Origin of the sequence: Psychrobacter sp. Ps3 (assembly GCF_022129275.1) — a bacterium.
GTDB lineage: Bacteria > Pseudomonadota > Gammaproteobacteria > Pseudomonadales > Moraxellaceae > Psychrobacter > Psychrobacter submarinus.
In genome coordinates, this window is record NZ_JADQAL010000002.1 from 75574 (window position 1) to 92234 (window position 16661).

The following is a 16661-nucleotide window of genomic DNA, read 5'->3' on the forward strand; positions in this document are numbered from 1 at the left end:
ATATAAAAGACAAGTCATCGCCTGCTCTTAGACACTATTACTGCTTTATCTATGTAAAATAAGGCAATAGCATTAGCCATCAAATATTGTTGCGTTATTGTAATAAAATTATGCGCATTATACTAGCATTATCCCTACTTAATATTACGCATTGTGCATTTAAGAAGACTTAACAGCGCTAATTTTTTTCTAGTCATAAAAAAGCGCTATATCCAACCTAAAAGTTAAGTATCGCGCTCGTTTAGACGATTGAATCTGATATCAATTATTCAAAGCCGTCAAAGTCTGTTCGAACTGTTGGCGTCCGATCTCACCGACTTGCTTATTGACCAGCTCTCCGTCGACATAATATAGCAGCGAAGGCGGTCCAAACAGCTGATAGCGTGCTAAGATGGCTTTTGAGTCCGCTGTGGTTTCAGTGATATCGAGTCTGACCAATTGCCAGTCCTGCATCTGCGCGGGGCGATTATGAAATAAGTTTTTTTCCATAATACGGCACTCGATACACCACTCAGCAGTGACATCGACGATGACTTTAGGGTTCGCAGCGATAATGGTATCTAGTTCTGCTAATGTGGTGACATGCTCATCTGTCGCTTGAGCTCCTGCGGCTTGCTCGCTATTTTGTCCTACTGATGACACCATCGTTGGCGCTGCTGTTAGTGACGCTAGCGGATGTAAGCTATCCTCATTGCCTAAGGCGGTACCGATAATCAGCATCGTCGCCCAAATACCGACGACTAAGCCTAGCGCTTGCGTCAGCATACGCGCCCTCCCGGCCCAGCTCCACGCCCAAGTCGCGACCACCATAAACCATAATGCCCAAACCAGAAGCATCACCGGCGAGATAAAGACCCGCTCAATCATTAGCAGTGCCACGGCGAATAATAACAGCGCAAAGCCTTGCTTGACCCAGTCCATCCACGCGCCAGCTTTGGGCATGATCTTGCCTTGCGTCGCGCCAATTAAGATCAGCGGCGCAGAGAGACCAAAACCGAGCATAAATAAAGCGATAAAACCGAGTAGCGGACTGCCAATAGTAGAAACCGCCAACAGTGCGCCAAACAAAGGCGCAGACACACAAGGCGAGACGACTAAAGCGGATAAAAACCCAGCGACTAAGCTACCACTAGTACTACCAAGCTTGCTGTCGCCGGCTTGGCTTAATTTCTGTAGCTTGTTACTCATAGCATGGGGCAAACGAATTGTAAAGACGCCAAGCATATACAGCGCCAGCAGTACAAAAACAATGGCAAAGCTAATCAAGATAATAGGGTTTTGTAGCCAGCCAATGATGCCAAGCGACTCGCCAAATATCGCAATCACCGCGCCAAGCAGGCCGTAAGCAATAGAAACGCCTAGCGCATAGCTTGTGGTTAAAATAACGCCCCTTTTGACGGTTGGGTTCTCTTGACGGGCGACAATATTGGCCACTATCGGCAGCATCGGTAATACGCAAGGCGTCAGCGCTAACCCTAACCCTGCTACGAATAACAGTAATAAAGCCAGCCAAGGATGCGTTGCCAGCCCAAACGGATCTTCGTTACCTAAGCCGTTAATCATGCCGTTATTGCTAGTATTGCTAGTATTGTGAGTCTGGCTACTCGTTGTCGTGCCGTCACTGGCAAGGTTGGTGCTCTCTTCGCCGTCGATACTGCTATCGCCGCCAGAGACTGTGCCAGTCGCGGTCATGTCACTATTTAAAGTACCACTATCTAAAGTGCCACTATCTAAAGTATCGTAATCAATCGCATCGCCATCTAAATCATCATAGTCGATAGCTTCGTCAGTGGCTGGCGCAGACGACATGGCTGATTGAGTGCTCGTGGCTGCTATTGTAGCCGTATTACTGCCTTTACTGTCCCCACTAGTATCAGCATCAGCATCAGCATTAATAGACACTGTGGTTTTGATTTTTTCTGGCGGATAACACAGACCCGCTTTGGCGCAGCCTTGCCAACCTATCGTCACCTCGCCGCCGCTTATGCTTTTGCCGTTGGTCGTTGTCAGCGTCGTGCTAGCCACCACATTGGCTTGGTCAAACACGGGCACTTGCCCATAAGTCGGATCATCGATAGAAACGGGTTTTTGGCTGAACTTGAACGCACTGGCGCTTACCCCAGCCGGCAAGTCAAGCTTGAGCTGATCTTTATAGACATAATGCTCTGGAGTGATATCAAAATTTATAGAAAGCTGTGTGCCTTTAGCAACAGGCTGAGTGCTGCTCGTGACTTGAAAGGCCTCTTCTACAGACAAAAACTTTGGGGATTTATCGCTACTATTACCAAATAAATCGCTAAGAGATGTTGCTTGCGAGGTAGTAGAAACAGCCATCAACCCTGTGACGGCCACGCCGGTTACTAGCGAGCTACTAGATAACCCTAATGCCAGTAGATAAGCGGCAGCTGAGCGGGCTTTTTTTGTCGGTGCAGGATGATTCATTGACGTCTTTATAGACATAAAGGACTACCTTTTTATTACTGATATTGCACAAGCAAGGCACTGATAAAGACTATTAACGAGTCGCCGGAATATTGATTTTAGTGGTTGCTTTTTCTGGTGGATAGCATAGTCCTGCGCTAGCGCAGCCTTGCCAATCGATAAGGATTGGGGCGTTTTTGGCGTCTTTACCATTTTTGGTGGCTAAAGTGGTGGTCGCGACAACCGTTCTTTGTTTAAATACCGGCACTTTACCAAAGGTAGGATCATCGATAGTCACCGGCTTTTGACTGTAGGTAAAAGGCGTGGCGCTAATGCCTTTAGGAAAGCGCACTTTGAGCTGGCTTTTATAGACGTAATGGCCCGGCGTGATATCAAAGGTTATCGCTAAGCGCGTGCCTTTACTCGTCGCTTTGCTGCTCGTCAACACGTCAAAGGCTTTATCCACTGGCAAAAACTTCGATGACTTACTGCTACTGCTGCTAAACAGATCGCTTAGACCAGCAGCCTGCGCACTCATTGACAGTCCGGTCACTGATAAACTAGCGGCTACAGTAATGACCCATACACGAGGTGCTTTTGAGCACATTTTATTGACGTGAGTTTTATTAATAATAGCTGACGCTGACAAAAGCGTTTTGATAGACATAGACAATGACCTCTAATAGCAGTTCTGAATACTATCGGTGTTCGGTGATAAATATTGCGTTGTAATCTTAAATTTGATGTGTGCACACCCTACATATGGTGATTGAAAATTGATGAAAACAACGCGGCGCAAAACATAATTAAAATTATTATAATATAAATTTATATATTACTATATTTTACCATTATGGTCACTCATGATAGCTGCGTATAAAAAATATCAACCAATAATGACTTATTGATTGATATTGAGTGTTTATAGGCTAGAGCTGTATGGCCAAAAGCTAATCGAAGCCATGGACAGTAAATAACTATATTTGTGCGTAAATATCCGCGTCTAGCCCTTCACCGCCCTGCTGACCATCAGCGCCTAACGAGAACAGATCATACTGACGCCCTTCGCTACCAGGCGAGGCATATTGGAGCTCATTATCCCAACCATCCGTTGGATAGCCGCCCTTAATATAACCGCCTTCTGGATAGTTTTTGGCGTCGCTTGGCGGCGTGATTAGCGCATCTAAGCCTTGTCCAGACGTCGGATAGCGCGCGTTGTCCACTTTGTACATATCTAGCGCGTTCGATACGGTCGCAAGCGCCGTCTCCGTGGTTTTGACTCGTGCTTTGTCACTTTGTCCTACCACTCTAGGTACCACTAAGCCTGCCAAAATTGCCAAAATCACGATAACCACCATAATCTCAATCAAGGTAAAGCCGGTTTGTGAGCTTGTTTTTGTCAGGTGGCGCTGATGCTGTTGTGCTTTTATGCTAATCATTTGCGCTTGATTCATCTTAGTCATCGCTTGCATCCGTACTGGGTTAATAATAAAAGTCAGTAATAAAGGGCTGTAAAATTTAGGGCGTGTTGAACATTCGACCATGGCACTGACAGAGACTATTTTTTAGGCGATTTGCAGATAAAAATGGTAAGTTTAGTCGTTCTAAGCGTCTATTTTTATCAATAAAGCGGCAAAAAATAGTCCTGTCCCTGTTGTTGTCGTGAGGGCTGATGCTAAAATCGCCCTAGTCGTTGCGACTGTTTAAATAAAATCAGCTAGCCAATGCAATAAGCATTATCTGCAATTTTAACGACGACTAGAACACAGCTTTGATTAACTAGTAGCTATCAGCAGTGCGCATTTGTGAATGTTCAACACGCCCTAATCACTATAGACTATGAGCTACTATTTTTCCACCAGCGTCAGCAGACAGACGACACTTTGGATGCTTCATTAGGCGCTTTAAAACGCCTTTTGCTTTATATTGCATGATAGATGCTCGCTACTATAGCCTAATGTGCTGGCGGGGATAAGCGCAAATAGGTGTCAGTCAACAATATACAACAGTGCGCAAAACTTAAGAAAGCTAGCCTATCCTGCCAAGTCATTCATATTGACGATAGGTAGCATCACTGCCATAACGATGATCATTACGATAATGCCCATAAACACCAGCATCAGCGGCTCAAGTAGCGATAATAAAGTGCTGATAAAATTTGTGGCTTCCGCTTCTTGCATGTTGGCGGCGCGGCTCAGCATATTTTCAAGCTCGCCTGAGTTCTCCCCGCTCTTAATCATCTGTACCATCATTGGCGGAAAGTATGAGGAGCGCTCAAGCTGACTTGAGAGACTTGCGCCTTCAGTGACTCGGTCGGCGGCAGTCATAATAGTCTGCTGGATATGCAAGTTCGTCGCCACCGCCGCGCCGATGTGCAGCGCCTCAATCAAAGGCACGCCAGAGCGTACCAATATTGCAAGGGTGCTTGCAAAACGGGCGGCATTCAGGCCCTTAGATAGTCTTGCCAGTATCGGTAAGTTGAGCACCAAACTATCGATAGCCAGCTTACCCGCCTGCGTCTGCGCGAAGCGGTACAGGACAAACCCAGCTGCCACTAAGACAAGTAATATCAGCCACCACCAGTCGGTAATGATATTGGAGAGCGTCAGCACTACTTGCGTAATCCAAGGCAGCGCTTGCTCGGATTGCTCAAACACTTTGACAATTTTGGGCACCACAAAGCTCATCAGCCCCATGATGACCGCCGCTGCCATGACCATCAATATAATGGGATAGACCATAGCGCCTTGAATCTTCTTTTGAAGTGCAAAGCGGTTTTCGGTGTAGTCGGCGAGCTGATTGAGGATAAGATCTAGATGACCGGATTTTTCGCCGGCAGCGATGGTGGCGATATATAGCGGCGGAAAGCTGGCCGCTTGCTGCAAAGCACGGGCAAGGCTCAAGCCTTCTAACACATGCGAGCGCACTGCAAGCATTAAGGACTTGATATGGGTTTTAGGCGATTGTTTGGCGACGGCCGCTAGTGTTTCTTCTAGCGGAATACCGGCTGCTAGTAGCACCGACAGCTGACGCGTGAGTAGCGCAAGCTCATAAGCAGACGGTTTTTTATAGCGGTTTTTGTGTTTATCTTGTCTGTCATTGACCGCGCTGACCTCTACCGGCGTCCAGTGCTTATCACGCAGCTGCTGACGTATTTGCCGTGCAGAATCACCTTCTAACAGGCCTTTTTGCATCGCTCCTTGGTCATCAAAAGCTTTGTAATGATAAGCGGCCATAACAGCAAGGATCCTAAATGAGCGAATAAGGGAGAAGTAGCACGATAATAGCGCAAACCAAACAGCTTTAAAGATGCAGCTTATAAAGCGGCTTTCGCTTTTAAACCTACTAAAGCGCTAGAGTCTCGGTTAAGAATGAGAGCAATGAAAAAGATGAACGGCTAGAACAAAGGCGTCGAATCTTGGCTCTCAGGCATCATTCCTTGTAGCAATAATACCTCTAAGTGCTGCTGTTGTAGCTTTTTATCGAAGTCATTGACCTCAGCAATCAGCATTTTTTCGATGCGTTTGTCGCTAGCATAAACGCTTAAACGTGCACAAATCACTGCCAATTGATAAACGCGCTTTTTGCAGTAGCCGTCTAGACCTTGTAGCAAACGTACCATGTAAGGCGTCTCGAGACTGGCATATTCATAGCCCTCAACCACTTGCTCGCCAAGCGGAGCGACCCCATAGCTTATCGATAGGTGCGCGCAAAAATAGCAGCTGAATAAATAACCAATGACATGTCCGATATAATAGCCACGATCATAGGTAAAGCTACTGACACCGAAATGACCTAAAACATAGCTGTTTAGGCTAGCTTGATCAACGATAGGCTTGCCATGTTTGAGTTTGCCAACAGTAGGCAGGCGCAGCGGATTGTGTCCGTCTTGCGCGGTGAGCTGCCAACCTGCTGGCTGCTGCGCAGGCATGTTGCTGACGATATCAGCGATAATATCATCAACCACATGTAGCTGTTGCCAAAGACGCTCTATAGACTCCACCTCAAGCAAACCGCGCTTATCGAGTTGCTTGGCGAGCGTAAACTGCTGATATTCAGCGAACTGCGTCTTTAGGGTTTGTACTAAATAAGTGGGACGCACGTTCGCCGGAGCCAGATAAAGCAGGCGCGTACGCTCATGTTGGTCACGGTAAAGTGCTAGGCGCTGCTCTGCCACACTGCCTTGTGTATCAGGCGCGGCAACGCTTTGATCTATAGCTACCGGAACTAAAAATCGCTGTACTAGCTCAGCCTTATTAGGCGCTGCCGTAGAGGATGATGACTTGCGATACGCGCTACCTTTGTTTGTCTGCTCATCACTCGTTATAGCACTCGTTGTAGCCTTGTCATTACTTATAGCGTGGTCACTACTATCATGAGCGGCAGGTACAAGTGTGACAAAGTGTTGCTCAGAATTCGGTTGGGTCATAACATATCTTCGCTAACAAAAATAAATATCGTTTCGGCAATATCGTTTTGGGATTGATACTCTAAAACGAGTCACTGTCTATAGTACCTGAACCCACTGCCATTGTCAGCTGCCCTAACAGCGATAGCGCGCTGTTTATATATCGTAAGACAACAGCGCTACTCGTAGCATAGGACATTACGCTAAAGGAATTTATGTCAGTAGCGCTAGGTTGCACCTAAGTATTGGTTGTCTTTAGGGCGACCTATGAACCAAAAAAAACCCTAAGATTATAAAGTTAATCCTAGAGCTTATCAGGTTTAGATGACTAAATTTATAATGTTAGAGCATCATGACATTGCGTCACTAAAACATCAAGATTTGCTTGAATTACACCGCTATCCTTCTTTGATACTGCTGGCGATAGGCTTTAGGTGACATGCCATAAACGCGTTTGAAAGCTTGGCTAAATGTGGAGTCTGAAGCATAACCGACCAGCTCACTGATACGGCTAATACTGTTTTGCTGTAAGCGTAAGTAGCGTGATGCTAAGCGTAGACGATAGTCAATTAAGTAAGTCAAAGGCGGCATACCGACCACCTCTTTAAAGCGCTGCGCGAAACTCGAGCGCGACATGCCGGCCACTTCAGCAAGCTTATGAATCGTCCAGTTTTCATTGGGCTCATAATGCATAGCGGCTATCGCTTTAGCTAAATAGGGGTCTTTTAGCGCTCTTAGCCAATTATCGGTGGTCTCAGGCAAGCTCTCTATATAAGTGCGCAGACACTCAATCATCATAATACCGGCCCAGTGATTAATAACGGCCATCTTACCCATGCGCTCTTTTTCAGACTCTAAAGTGAGTAGTTTGACCTCGATATCTAACACCCCAAACCGAGCATCTGAGGCATCACTAAGCTCAGGTAAAATCGAGGGCAGCACCGATAATAAAGGCCGAGTCATCTCTTTATCATATTGGCACTCGATTAAAATCAAAGACACATTGTTGTCACCGTTATCACCAACTGGATTAAGCTCGATAATACTATCTGCCTCATTGACCAATCTAGCATCCAAAGATTTTGCTTCATTACCATGATAGTTTAGAGCATAGCTAATATGCTGAGCCGCATTAGATATCATAATAATATCACCAGCGTGAGCTTGGCGTACTTCGCTACCAACATCCAGACAAAATCCGCCAGAGAGGACTAAATAAAACAAGATGGTATCTTTTTTATCGATTGCATAAGACCAGTTACCAGCGCCATTGATGCGATGATATTTGGTGTCAAACAAATTCACGTTTTGTAATAACACGCTTAGGGTATCCATCGATTTTTCCTTCAACAATCCAATGACTAATTAGTCAGCGGTAGCAAAATAAACCACATATCTATTAGCAAACAAGTCAAATCGTTCAACTTGGACTCTAAATAAGAATATACATACGCTAAACACATCTTATACTTAGACAATACCATTATTTTTGGCTTCTACAAAACACATAAAAGCCGTGATAAAAGTCTAAATATAATTGCAAGTGTTTAGCGAGCAGCTAAAAAGCGCAAAAATACAAAATCCAGACGCAAAAAAATGCCCAACAAGGCAAACGTTAATAGATTTTATACGATTTAGGGTTTAAACATTTGGAAGTTTGAGCTAAAGAAAAGACAGCATTAGGCTTTGTCAGCGGCACAGTAGTGCGCGATAAGGTCTACTAAAAGTAGTAAGAAGGAAATATATAAAAAAATATGGGGCGACTGATGGGACTCGAACCCACGACAACCGAGATCACAACCCGGGGCTCTACCAACTGAGCTACAACCGCCATAACTACTGCCAAGGAAGGCAAGGTTTGCAGGCTAAATGGCGCGCCTGGCAGGATTCGAACCTGCGACCACCTCCTTAGAAGGGAGATGCTCTATCCAGCTGAGCTACAGGCGCTCTTAAGGGCTCTTTATCTATTTGGCTAAGCTGTTATCTAAACATCAGCAACTAAACCATTATACATAAAAAAAAGCCTGTAAGGCTCTTAAAATAGATGGTCGGAGTGATAGGATTCGAACCTACGACCCTCTGGTCCCAAACCAGATGCGCTACCAAACTGCGCCACACTCCGAAATTCTCTATTGTCTCAATAACGTAAACGATTAAATAATTATTAGCTATCAGATGAACTGCGCTTTTAATTACGTCGTGTTCCTCGCTATCGAGGTGCACATATTAAGGGGTAAACACGATACTGTCAACACCTATTTTTAAAAAATTTTATTTGGCACCACTTTAGAGACAAAATCAGGATCTGTTGAGCGTTTTATCCAAACCGCTCTTTACTATCTTCACCGCTGTATACAGGCTCTAGTATCTGACCCGTCAAGACATTAAATGGCATGAGCCAAAGGGCTCCCTCTGTAGGCTTAGTGCTACAAGTGCTGTTTTGAGCGCGGTTTGCCGTGCTGTTATCTGCGTTAGTAGCAGGGCCAAAACGTGCGTCCCGCTGACGATGGAGCGCGATCGGCCGCGAGCGGCCATCAGTTACAGGATAGACCAGCCAGACTTGCTCGGCTTGATAGGCCTGCGCGTAACTACTGAGCTGATAAGCATCACTTGCGCTGATGTCACCCGCTTTAGCTAACAGCTTCCATTTAATATCTATGACATGGCTACAATAACAGGTAGCGCCCCTTTCATTACTACGGCTAGCGCCGCCCTGCTCTGATGCCTGCCGATAAATCAATAAATCAGGACGCATAGACAGCTGCGCTTGTCCTAAATGATCTTTGAGCCAGACGTGCTGAGCTTGATAAAGAGGCAGATAATGATCTTGGCGTTGAGCGAAATGGTTAGCGATCCTTAGGCTCGCCCACTGCTCGAAGGCTAGGTTCATGTTGAGTAATAGACACAGGCGTATTGGTGCTGAATGACTAAGGTCTGACTGGTGACCACTTTTTTGATGACTGCTGATAATATTACCCGTAGGCATCGTTGCCGCTTGAGTCTTAAGTAGCCAATAAGCAAAAGCTAGCAGCTGCTGAGATGCTTGACGTTGCTGCCTACCAACGGGTTGCTGGCTGAGCTGCTGCTTGGCACTGATATATAGTGAGTCGAGCTGCTGATACTCGTGCGGACTAAGAGCCATGATACTGCGCCACGCTAGCCAGTATTTGGGCAGTAGCGGAGCTGTCAAGAGGGGCTCAACAAGCTGCAAGGCGCTTTTGATCAGCCGATTACTAAGCATTTGCGTGCTGAGCGTACTGACTTCGCTGACAAACTTATGCGGCTGATGGCTATTGTCTCGTAGCTGCTCTTTGATACGCAGTTTGCCTTGCAAAGACGCTTGGTTCTCAACCGTCGTTTGATAGTGCTGACTTGGCTGATGACGGCTAAGTAGCTGCAAAAACTGCTCTAGTAGCCACTGCGATATAGGAACACCTGCTACCGGTAGCGGCGTCAAATTGGCGCTAGCTTGACCGAAGTTTTTGAGCGCTGGTAGCTGATCATCGTTGGCATTAATTAAAGTACTTAGCATCTGCTCAACCCACTGGCGAGTTTGTACTATATTGTCAAAATGCGCGTGCTCAAAATTTGCGCTCTCAAAATGCGAATTTTTGGACTTCTCGCCAACGGTATGAGCGAGCGTTTTTGGTAGTATCTCCAAAGTAATATGACTGGGCAGCAGGATAACGCCTATATAATGGCCGACTTTAAGCTGCCATTGACCACGCTGACGCTTAATACTAAATACTGGCAGCTCTTGCGCCATCAGCCAGTTAAAGTCACTGGCATGAGTAAAATCATGCACAGTTAAGCGTTGATGCTCGTGCACGCTCATCACGACTTGTGCCGCGCCATCTGTGTTTGTTTTAAATACCATCGTTTATTCTTTAAATAGGATTGCCATGTAGCTTCAATATAAGCGCTGATATGCTGCCGCTTGAACAAACTTACCCGTACCAGCTAGCAAGTCAGCATTGATAACATAACCGCTATGGCCCATATTGGATGAGGCAAAAATACCGTTAGACGCCAAAACATGTGAATGAGCAGCTGTATCATTATAAGCCTTTGCATCCTGAGCCACTGCGTGCTGACTACTCATCTGCGCATCTTGAATAAACTGCGCGGCCAAAGGCTGCCCCTCATCACAAAATAAAAACTGTAGCATCTTTAGCTGTCCGCCAGTAGCTTGCACTAATTGCGGAATGATCTGCTCTACTAGCGCCGCTTGCAGCTGCGCTAGCGTATTAACGGTGAATAAAAACGCATGACCTAACTGGGCTTCTTGTCCAAGCGTCTGCGTGATTCGGCTGTTGATTCCAGCCAATAACTGCCCTAAATCAACCGCCTTCCTATCAACGCAAATCGTCGCGAGCAGTTCAGGCTGCGGCGGACAATCAATAAAGCGAAAACGTCGGCGTAGTGCCATATCGAGCGGAGCTAACGAATGGTCTTGGGTATTCATTGTGGCATAGATATCGACATTGGCCGGAACGCTAAAGGAGCGCCCAGAATACGCAAGCGTCACAGACATGGCATTGGGCATGCCCACACGTTTGTCCGGTTCAATCAAACTTAACAGCTCGCCGAACACACGAGCGACATTGGCGCGATTGATCTCATCAATCAGCATAGCGTAACGCTGCTCAGGATCATGAGCTGCGCGCTGACACAGCTGTAAGAACGCGCCGTCTTGCACCTCGTAGCTGACTTGTCCTGAGCGATGAGCGCCGAGCACCGGACGAATGCCTTCAACAAACTCCTCATAACCATAAGCCTGATGAAAGCTCACCATACTAAAACGCTCGTTACGTATGGGTTGAGCGCTGCTAGTTTGCTTAGCTTGACGATACTCTGTTAGCTGCTGCTGTAAGTCCTCTAGCAGTGTCAGACTATCGGCTAATAGATACCAAGCGCCGCTCTCATCTTTATCAAAATAAGCTTGGCTGGCGCGCTTATCATAGTTGACCGTTTGTGAACCGACTGGACTATGCGTCTGCAGTACCGACCAAACCGTGTTATTAAGGTTTTTTAGGCGCTCATTTTGCGCCGCTTTGGTAACAAAAAACTCATGCGCCACGATTTCTGGTACTTTCACTAAGTCTTTTTGCCGCGTTTTTTTGTCTAATAAAATTAGGCAGACCACTTCGCGCCAGCTCAATTCACTGACCAGCTGCGTTAGCCACATCTGGTGGTCAATGGTAGGCAAACAGTCGCTGTACTGCTTAGCGATTTGTAGCAGTCGATACGTTTTGCCCGTACCAGCAACGCCGCTATAGATGACGTTGACGGGGTTTTGGTTAGCAGATAAAGTTTCGGTGGGGCTCATAGATCTCATAAGGTCACTGTATATTACTGTATTTTGAGGGCGTGGTAGTTTATGCTAATAGACAAAACGATAAGTCGCTCAATGCTATCATATGCCGCTTATCTCTCATTGCAATATGACTTTTAAATGGTGTCACCCTAGGAATATTATATGTCAGGATTATTCAATAACTTACCCCGTAAATTAACCAAAAAAGTCACCGAAAAGGTTCCCAGTCAGTTGCCTGAAAAGGTCGCCGAAGCTATCAATACGGTCACGGACAAAGAAGAGCAAACCAACGCACCAACCAGTACCTTAAAGCCTGTGAATAATCAATTCTCCAAGCTATTATCAGTCACTAAATATCTGCCTAGTGGCGCGCGCTCTACGATTTTATCCAAAGCCTTTGGTAAAGTGGTGCCTTATGTTGGAACGACTGGCGTTTATTACGAAACTGTTGAGCCCAACCAAGTCATCGTCAGCTTAAAAAACGACAAAGGCGTGCAGAACCATATCGGCTCTATCCATGCGGTCGCCGTGACGTTACTGGCTGAAACGGCCACAGGATTTATTTTGGGTCTTAACTTGCCAACAGATCGGATGCTACTGATAAAATCCTACTCGGTCAATTTTTATCGCCCGCTCAAAAAAGGCCAAGTCGCGGCAGTCGCGACTTTATCTGACGAGCAGCGTCTGAAGATTCTAAATACGCCAAAAGGTGAGATGGTCATCCCTTGCGTCATCAATGATCGAGAATCTGAAAGCACCCGCGACCCTATCACCGTTGAGATGACTTGGGCTTGGATACCTAAATCTGAGCTAGAAGCGCGTCGTCAAGGCCGCGAATCATCCGCGCAAGAGTCAGAAACCAATAACGCTAATAACACTGATAACACTAATAACTCCGACAATACTGATAACGCTGAGCAAAACTCTATAGATAAAGAACAGACGGATACTTAGCTCAAAAGCTAGCATTAGATTTGTTGGTCAATACATTAATGAGCAATCACAATAATCATTGATAACGTTAGCTAGCATTGCCTAAAACTAAGAATATCTAAAACTAAACCTGCAATAATAAGGATAAAATAATGATGACTTATCATAAATCACTTGCCGCAAAACTTGGCAAAACCTTACCTACCGCAGCACTAGCTCTAGGCTTAGCTTTTAGTGCGCAGGCGGCTACTACAAATAACCCGACCTTAACCCAATCCAAACCGATCTTTTTGGGCGGCGGCGGTGAGTATCCGTTCTCAAGTGCAGTTCGCGTCGGTAACACGTTGTATATGTCAGGACAAATCGGTTTTAAAGACGGTAAGTTGGTCGAGGGCGGTGTCAAAGCAGAAGCTAAGCAAGCGCTAGATAATATCAATGGCACGCTACTGCAGTACGGCTATCAAAAGTCGGATTTGGTCAAATGTATGGTCATGCTCACGGACATGGGCGACTTTAATGACTTTAATGACGTCTACAAAACCGAGCTGGCTAAGCCTTATCCAGTACGCTCTGCTTTTGGCGTAGCAGACTTAGCGGCTGGAGCAAGTGTTGAGATCGAATGTATGGCTGCTAAATAATATAACGCAGTCTCATGCTTGATTTAAGTTTAAGCGTCCTCTAGCAGGGCGCTTTCTTTGGTCACTCGCAGTACCTCCTCCAAAGTGGTGCGTCCCGCGATGACTTTATGCAAGCCATCAGCGCGAATCGATGGCGTCTGCGCGCGCGCGTAGCTTTCAAGCTCAAACTCGGCGCTATTACTATGAATCATCCGCCGCAAGGTCTCGTCGATAGGCACAACCTCATAAATAGCGGTACGTCCTTTAAAGCCGGACTGATTGCACTTATCACAGCCGACAGGTTTTGGCAGCTTAATCTGGCTTTGATTGTCGATAGCGATCTCGCTAAACAGCTTAGCCTCCTCGGTATCAGCAACTTGCCAACGATGACAGTGACTACATAGCGTACGCACCAAGCGCTGCGCCACCACGCCGATCAGTGAGGATGATAATAAAAACGGCTCCACGCCCATATCTTGCAGACGCGTAACCGCACCAATGGCCGTGTTAGTATGCAAAGTCGATAGCACTAAGTGACCAGTCAAAGAAGCTTGTACCGCAATCTCAGCGGTCTCAAGATCTCGAATCTCCCCTACCATTACCACATCTGGATCTTGACGTAGCATCGCGCGCAGGCTTTTGGCAAAGGTCATATCAACTTTATTATTGACCTGCGTCTGCCCGATACCATCGAGCTGAAATTCGATCGGATCTTCGGCGGTCAGGATATTGCGCGTCTGATCGTTAAGATCAGTCAAAGCAGCATAAAGCGTGGTGGTTTTACCCGAACCTGTTGGGCCAGTCACTAGGATAATACCGTGCGGCCGATGAATTAAATGCTTAAGCTGATGGTAATCGTTATCAGCGAGTCCCAAATAAGTCATGTTAAGACGCCCCGCTTGCTTATCGAGCAGACGCATCACCACCCGCTCACCAAAGCTCGAGGGCAGCGTCGATACGCGTACATCCACCTCTCGTCCTGCTAGTCTTAAACTAATACGCCCATCCTGCGGTACGCGCTTTTCAGCGATATCAAGCTTGGCCATTACTTTAATACGCGAGACTAATAAGGGCGCCAGCTGCCGCTTGGGGGTGATAATCTCCTTGAGCTCACCATCAACGCGAAAACGCACCACTAAGCGCTTCTCAAAAGTCTCGATATGGATATCTGAAGCATTCAAGCGGATTGCTTCAGATAACAGCGCATTGATGAGCCGAATAATAGGCGCATCATCTTGGCTGTCCATCAAGTCTTCAGTCTCAGGCACACTATCCGCCAAACTATCGAGATCGGGGTGATCCTCAAGGCCGGCGGCAATGTGCTGCGACTCACCAGTATTGCCTGCATAAGCGGCGTTCATGCGTTTTTCGAACTCATCAGCACTAACGCTGCTATACTCAGGCGCCGCGCGTAGCCCTTGCTGCTGCAAAAACCGCACTGCTTCATTGATAGCCGATAACGGCGTCGCTTTAGTCAGCAACAGCGTCGGCGGCATATCAGAATCGATGGCAGGTATCGCCAATAACTGATGGCGCTTAGCAAAGCTGTACGGCAGTGGCATCATAATGTTGACCTAATAACGAGAGAGTCCAAAAACGGAATAATAAATTAGCTTAAGCATAGCTGATACATCAAAAAAAGCTTACGCGTCAAGCACGTCAACCGTTATTTTATAGCGCTAAAGATAGCGTCGAAAGTTTTTTAGTAAGCTTCTATGATTTTGTTATAATAACACTTTTGCTACTTTTGAGCGCTTAGATAATAGCTAGACTGTACTATTGATTCACTATGTTATGTTGATAATGTTTAACTTATTTGGCTCAATACAATACTGAAATAGCTCTTTTTTAATCGTTGTTTCAGCATCTGTATCCTTCACACCATCCTCATGAATAAGCTATCAGGACTTATGATATGTCACAAGCGATAACGACAGCTAACGACCACAGCGCTGCAACTGTAGACCAGCTAGATACTTTCACCGTAGGTAGCCGGACATTTTCATCGAGGCTGCTGGTCGGTACGGGCAAATATAAAGATCTAACCCAAACAGGTGAAGCAATTACTGCCTCTGAGGCTGAGATTGTCACTGTCGCTATTCGCCGCACCAATATCGGCCAAAATAGCGATGAGCCTAATCTACTAGAAGTCATCTCGCCAGATAAATATACCATACTACCCAATACTGCTGGTTGTTTCGATGCCGATAGCGCGGTACGCACTTGTAAATTGGCCCGTGAGCTATTAGGCGGTCACAACCTTGTCAAGCTTGAAGTACTCGGTGATGAAAAAAGCCTCTACCCTAATGTCACTGAGACTCTAAAGGCGGCTAAAGTGCTCATCGATGATGGGTTTGAGGTCATGGTCTACACCTCAGATGATCCTATCGTCGCTCAGGAATTAGAGAGTATGGGCTGCGTTGCTATTATGCCTTTAGGAAGCCTTATCGGCTCAGGTCTTGGCCTGCTAAACCGCCACACTCTGAGCTTAATTATTGAAAATGCCAACGTGCCAGTCTTAGTTGATGCAGGCGTAGGTACTGCCTCCGATGCCGCTATAGCGATGGAGCTTGGCTGTGATGGGGTGCTGATGAACTCAGCGATTGCTCATGCACAAAACCCAGTCTTGATGGCTGAGGCTATGAAGCAAGCCGTTCGTGCTGGCCGCGCCGCCTTCTTAGCAGGGCGTATGCCAATGCGCAAAGTGGCGACTGCCAGCTCGCCACAAACTGGTTATTTCTTTCAGTAGTCATTAGAATCAGCTGAGCTTTGCTTTATATTATTTTTAGTGAATATTAGGGCGTGTTGAACATTCGAACATGGCACTGACAGAGACTATTTTTTAGGCGATTTGCAGATAAAAATGGTAAGTTTAGTCGTTCTAAGCGTCTATTTTTATCAATAAAGCGGCAAAAAATAGTCCTGTCCCTGTTGTTGTCGTGAGGGCTGATGCTAAAATCGCCCT

General features: G+C 46.2%; 12 protein-coding genes and 3 tRNA genes. 3 read left to right on the forward strand and 12 right to left on the reverse strand.

Annotation, left to right across the window (positions count from 1 at the left end; all coding sequences use genetic code 11):
* Nucleotides 1-261: 261 nt before the first annotated feature.
* From dsbD to I3248_RS01040, 11 genes are all read right to left on the reverse strand, one after another.
* Nucleotides 262-2460 (reverse strand): protein-disulfide reductase DsbD, encoded by a 2199-nt coding sequence (gene dsbD / locus I3248_RS00990; RefSeq protein ID WP_238062220.1) that lies wholly within the window; start codon nucleotides 2458-2460, stop codon nucleotides 262-264.
* Nucleotides 2461-2515: 55 nt separating this feature from the next.
* Complete coding sequence (locus I3248_RS00995) at nucleotides 2516-3088, reverse strand: protein-disulfide reductase DsbD N-terminal domain-containing protein (RefSeq protein WP_238062221.1); 573 nt, start codon at nucleotides 3086-3088, stop codon at nucleotides 2516-2518.
* Between the two features lie 310 nt (nucleotides 3089-3398).
* On the reverse strand, nucleotides 3399-3860 hold the full coding sequence (gene gspG / locus I3248_RS01000; protein WP_037058954.1) for a type II secretion system major pseudopilin GspG: 462 nt from the start codon (nucleotides 3858-3860) through the stop codon (nucleotides 3399-3401).
* A 594-nt stretch (nucleotides 3861-4454) separates the two neighbouring features.
* On the reverse strand, nucleotides 4455-5657 hold the full coding sequence (gene gspF, locus I3248_RS01005) for a type II secretion system inner membrane protein GspF (protein ID WP_238062222.1): 1203 nt from the start codon (nucleotides 5655-5657) through the stop codon (nucleotides 4455-4457).
* 161 nt (nucleotides 5658-5818) lie between these two features.
* Complete coding sequence (locus tag I3248_RS01010; RefSeq protein ID WP_238062223.1) at nucleotides 5819-6850, reverse strand: hypothetical protein; 1032 nt, start codon at nucleotides 6848-6850, stop codon at nucleotides 5819-5821.
* Between the two features lie 369 nt (nucleotides 6851-7219).
* Complete coding sequence (locus I3248_RS01015) at nucleotides 7220-8164, reverse strand: AraC family transcriptional regulator (RefSeq protein ID WP_238062224.1); 945 nt, start codon at nucleotides 8162-8164, stop codon at nucleotides 7220-7222.
* 420 nt (nucleotides 8165-8584) lie between these two features.
* Nucleotides 8585-8660: transfer RNA gene (locus I3248_RS01020), tRNA-His, on the reverse strand.
* A gap of 39 nt (nucleotides 8661-8699) precedes the next feature.
* Nucleotides 8700-8776, reverse strand: a tRNA-Arg gene (locus I3248_RS01025).
* 98 nt (nucleotides 8777-8874) lie between these two features.
* Nucleotides 8875-8951 (reverse strand) — tRNA-Pro (locus tag I3248_RS01030).
* Between the two features lie 195 nt (nucleotides 8952-9146).
* Nucleotides 9147-10706 (reverse strand): McrC family protein, encoded by a 1560-nt coding sequence (locus I3248_RS01035; protein WP_238062225.1) that lies wholly within the window; start codon nucleotides 10704-10706, stop codon nucleotides 9147-9149.
* A gap of 33 nt (nucleotides 10707-10739) precedes the next feature.
* Nucleotides 10740-12158, reverse strand: coding sequence for an AAA family ATPase (locus I3248_RS01040; RefSeq protein WP_238062226.1), 1419 nt, complete (start codon nucleotides 12156-12158; stop codon nucleotides 10740-10742).
* Nucleotides 12159-12308: 150 nt separating this feature from the next.
* On the opposite strand from I3248_RS01040, the gene I3248_RS01045 reads away from it, so the two are divergent.
* Together I3248_RS01045 and I3248_RS01050 are read left to right on the forward strand one after the other, a co-directional pair.
* Nucleotides 12309-13100, forward strand: coding sequence for a DUF4442 domain-containing protein (locus I3248_RS01045; RefSeq protein WP_025645089.1), 792 nt, complete (start codon nucleotides 12309-12311; stop codon nucleotides 13098-13100).
* A gap of 131 nt (nucleotides 13101-13231) precedes the next feature.
* Nucleotides 13232-13717 (forward strand): RidA family protein, encoded by a 486-nt coding sequence (locus tag I3248_RS01050; RefSeq protein ID WP_238062227.1) that lies wholly within the window; start codon nucleotides 13232-13234, stop codon nucleotides 13715-13717.
* A 29-nt stretch (nucleotides 13718-13746) separates the two neighbouring features.
* Here the strand turns inward: I3248_RS01050 and gspE are convergent, their stop codons facing one another.
* Nucleotides 13747-15261: a type II secretion system ATPase GspE gene (gene gspE, locus I3248_RS01055; protein WP_201557544.1), complete on the reverse strand. Its 1515-nt coding sequence runs from the start codon at nucleotides 15259-15261 to the stop codon at nucleotides 13747-13749.
* A 350-nt stretch (nucleotides 15262-15611) separates the two neighbouring features.
* On the opposite strand from gspE, the gene I3248_RS01060 reads away from it, so the two are divergent.
* The gene (locus tag I3248_RS01060) at nucleotides 15612-16445 is read left to right on the forward strand and encodes a thiazole synthase (protein WP_227675455.1); all 834 of its coding nucleotides are present in this window, start codon (nucleotides 15612-15614) and stop codon (nucleotides 16443-16445) included.
* Nucleotides 16446-16661: the final 216 nt, after the last annotated feature.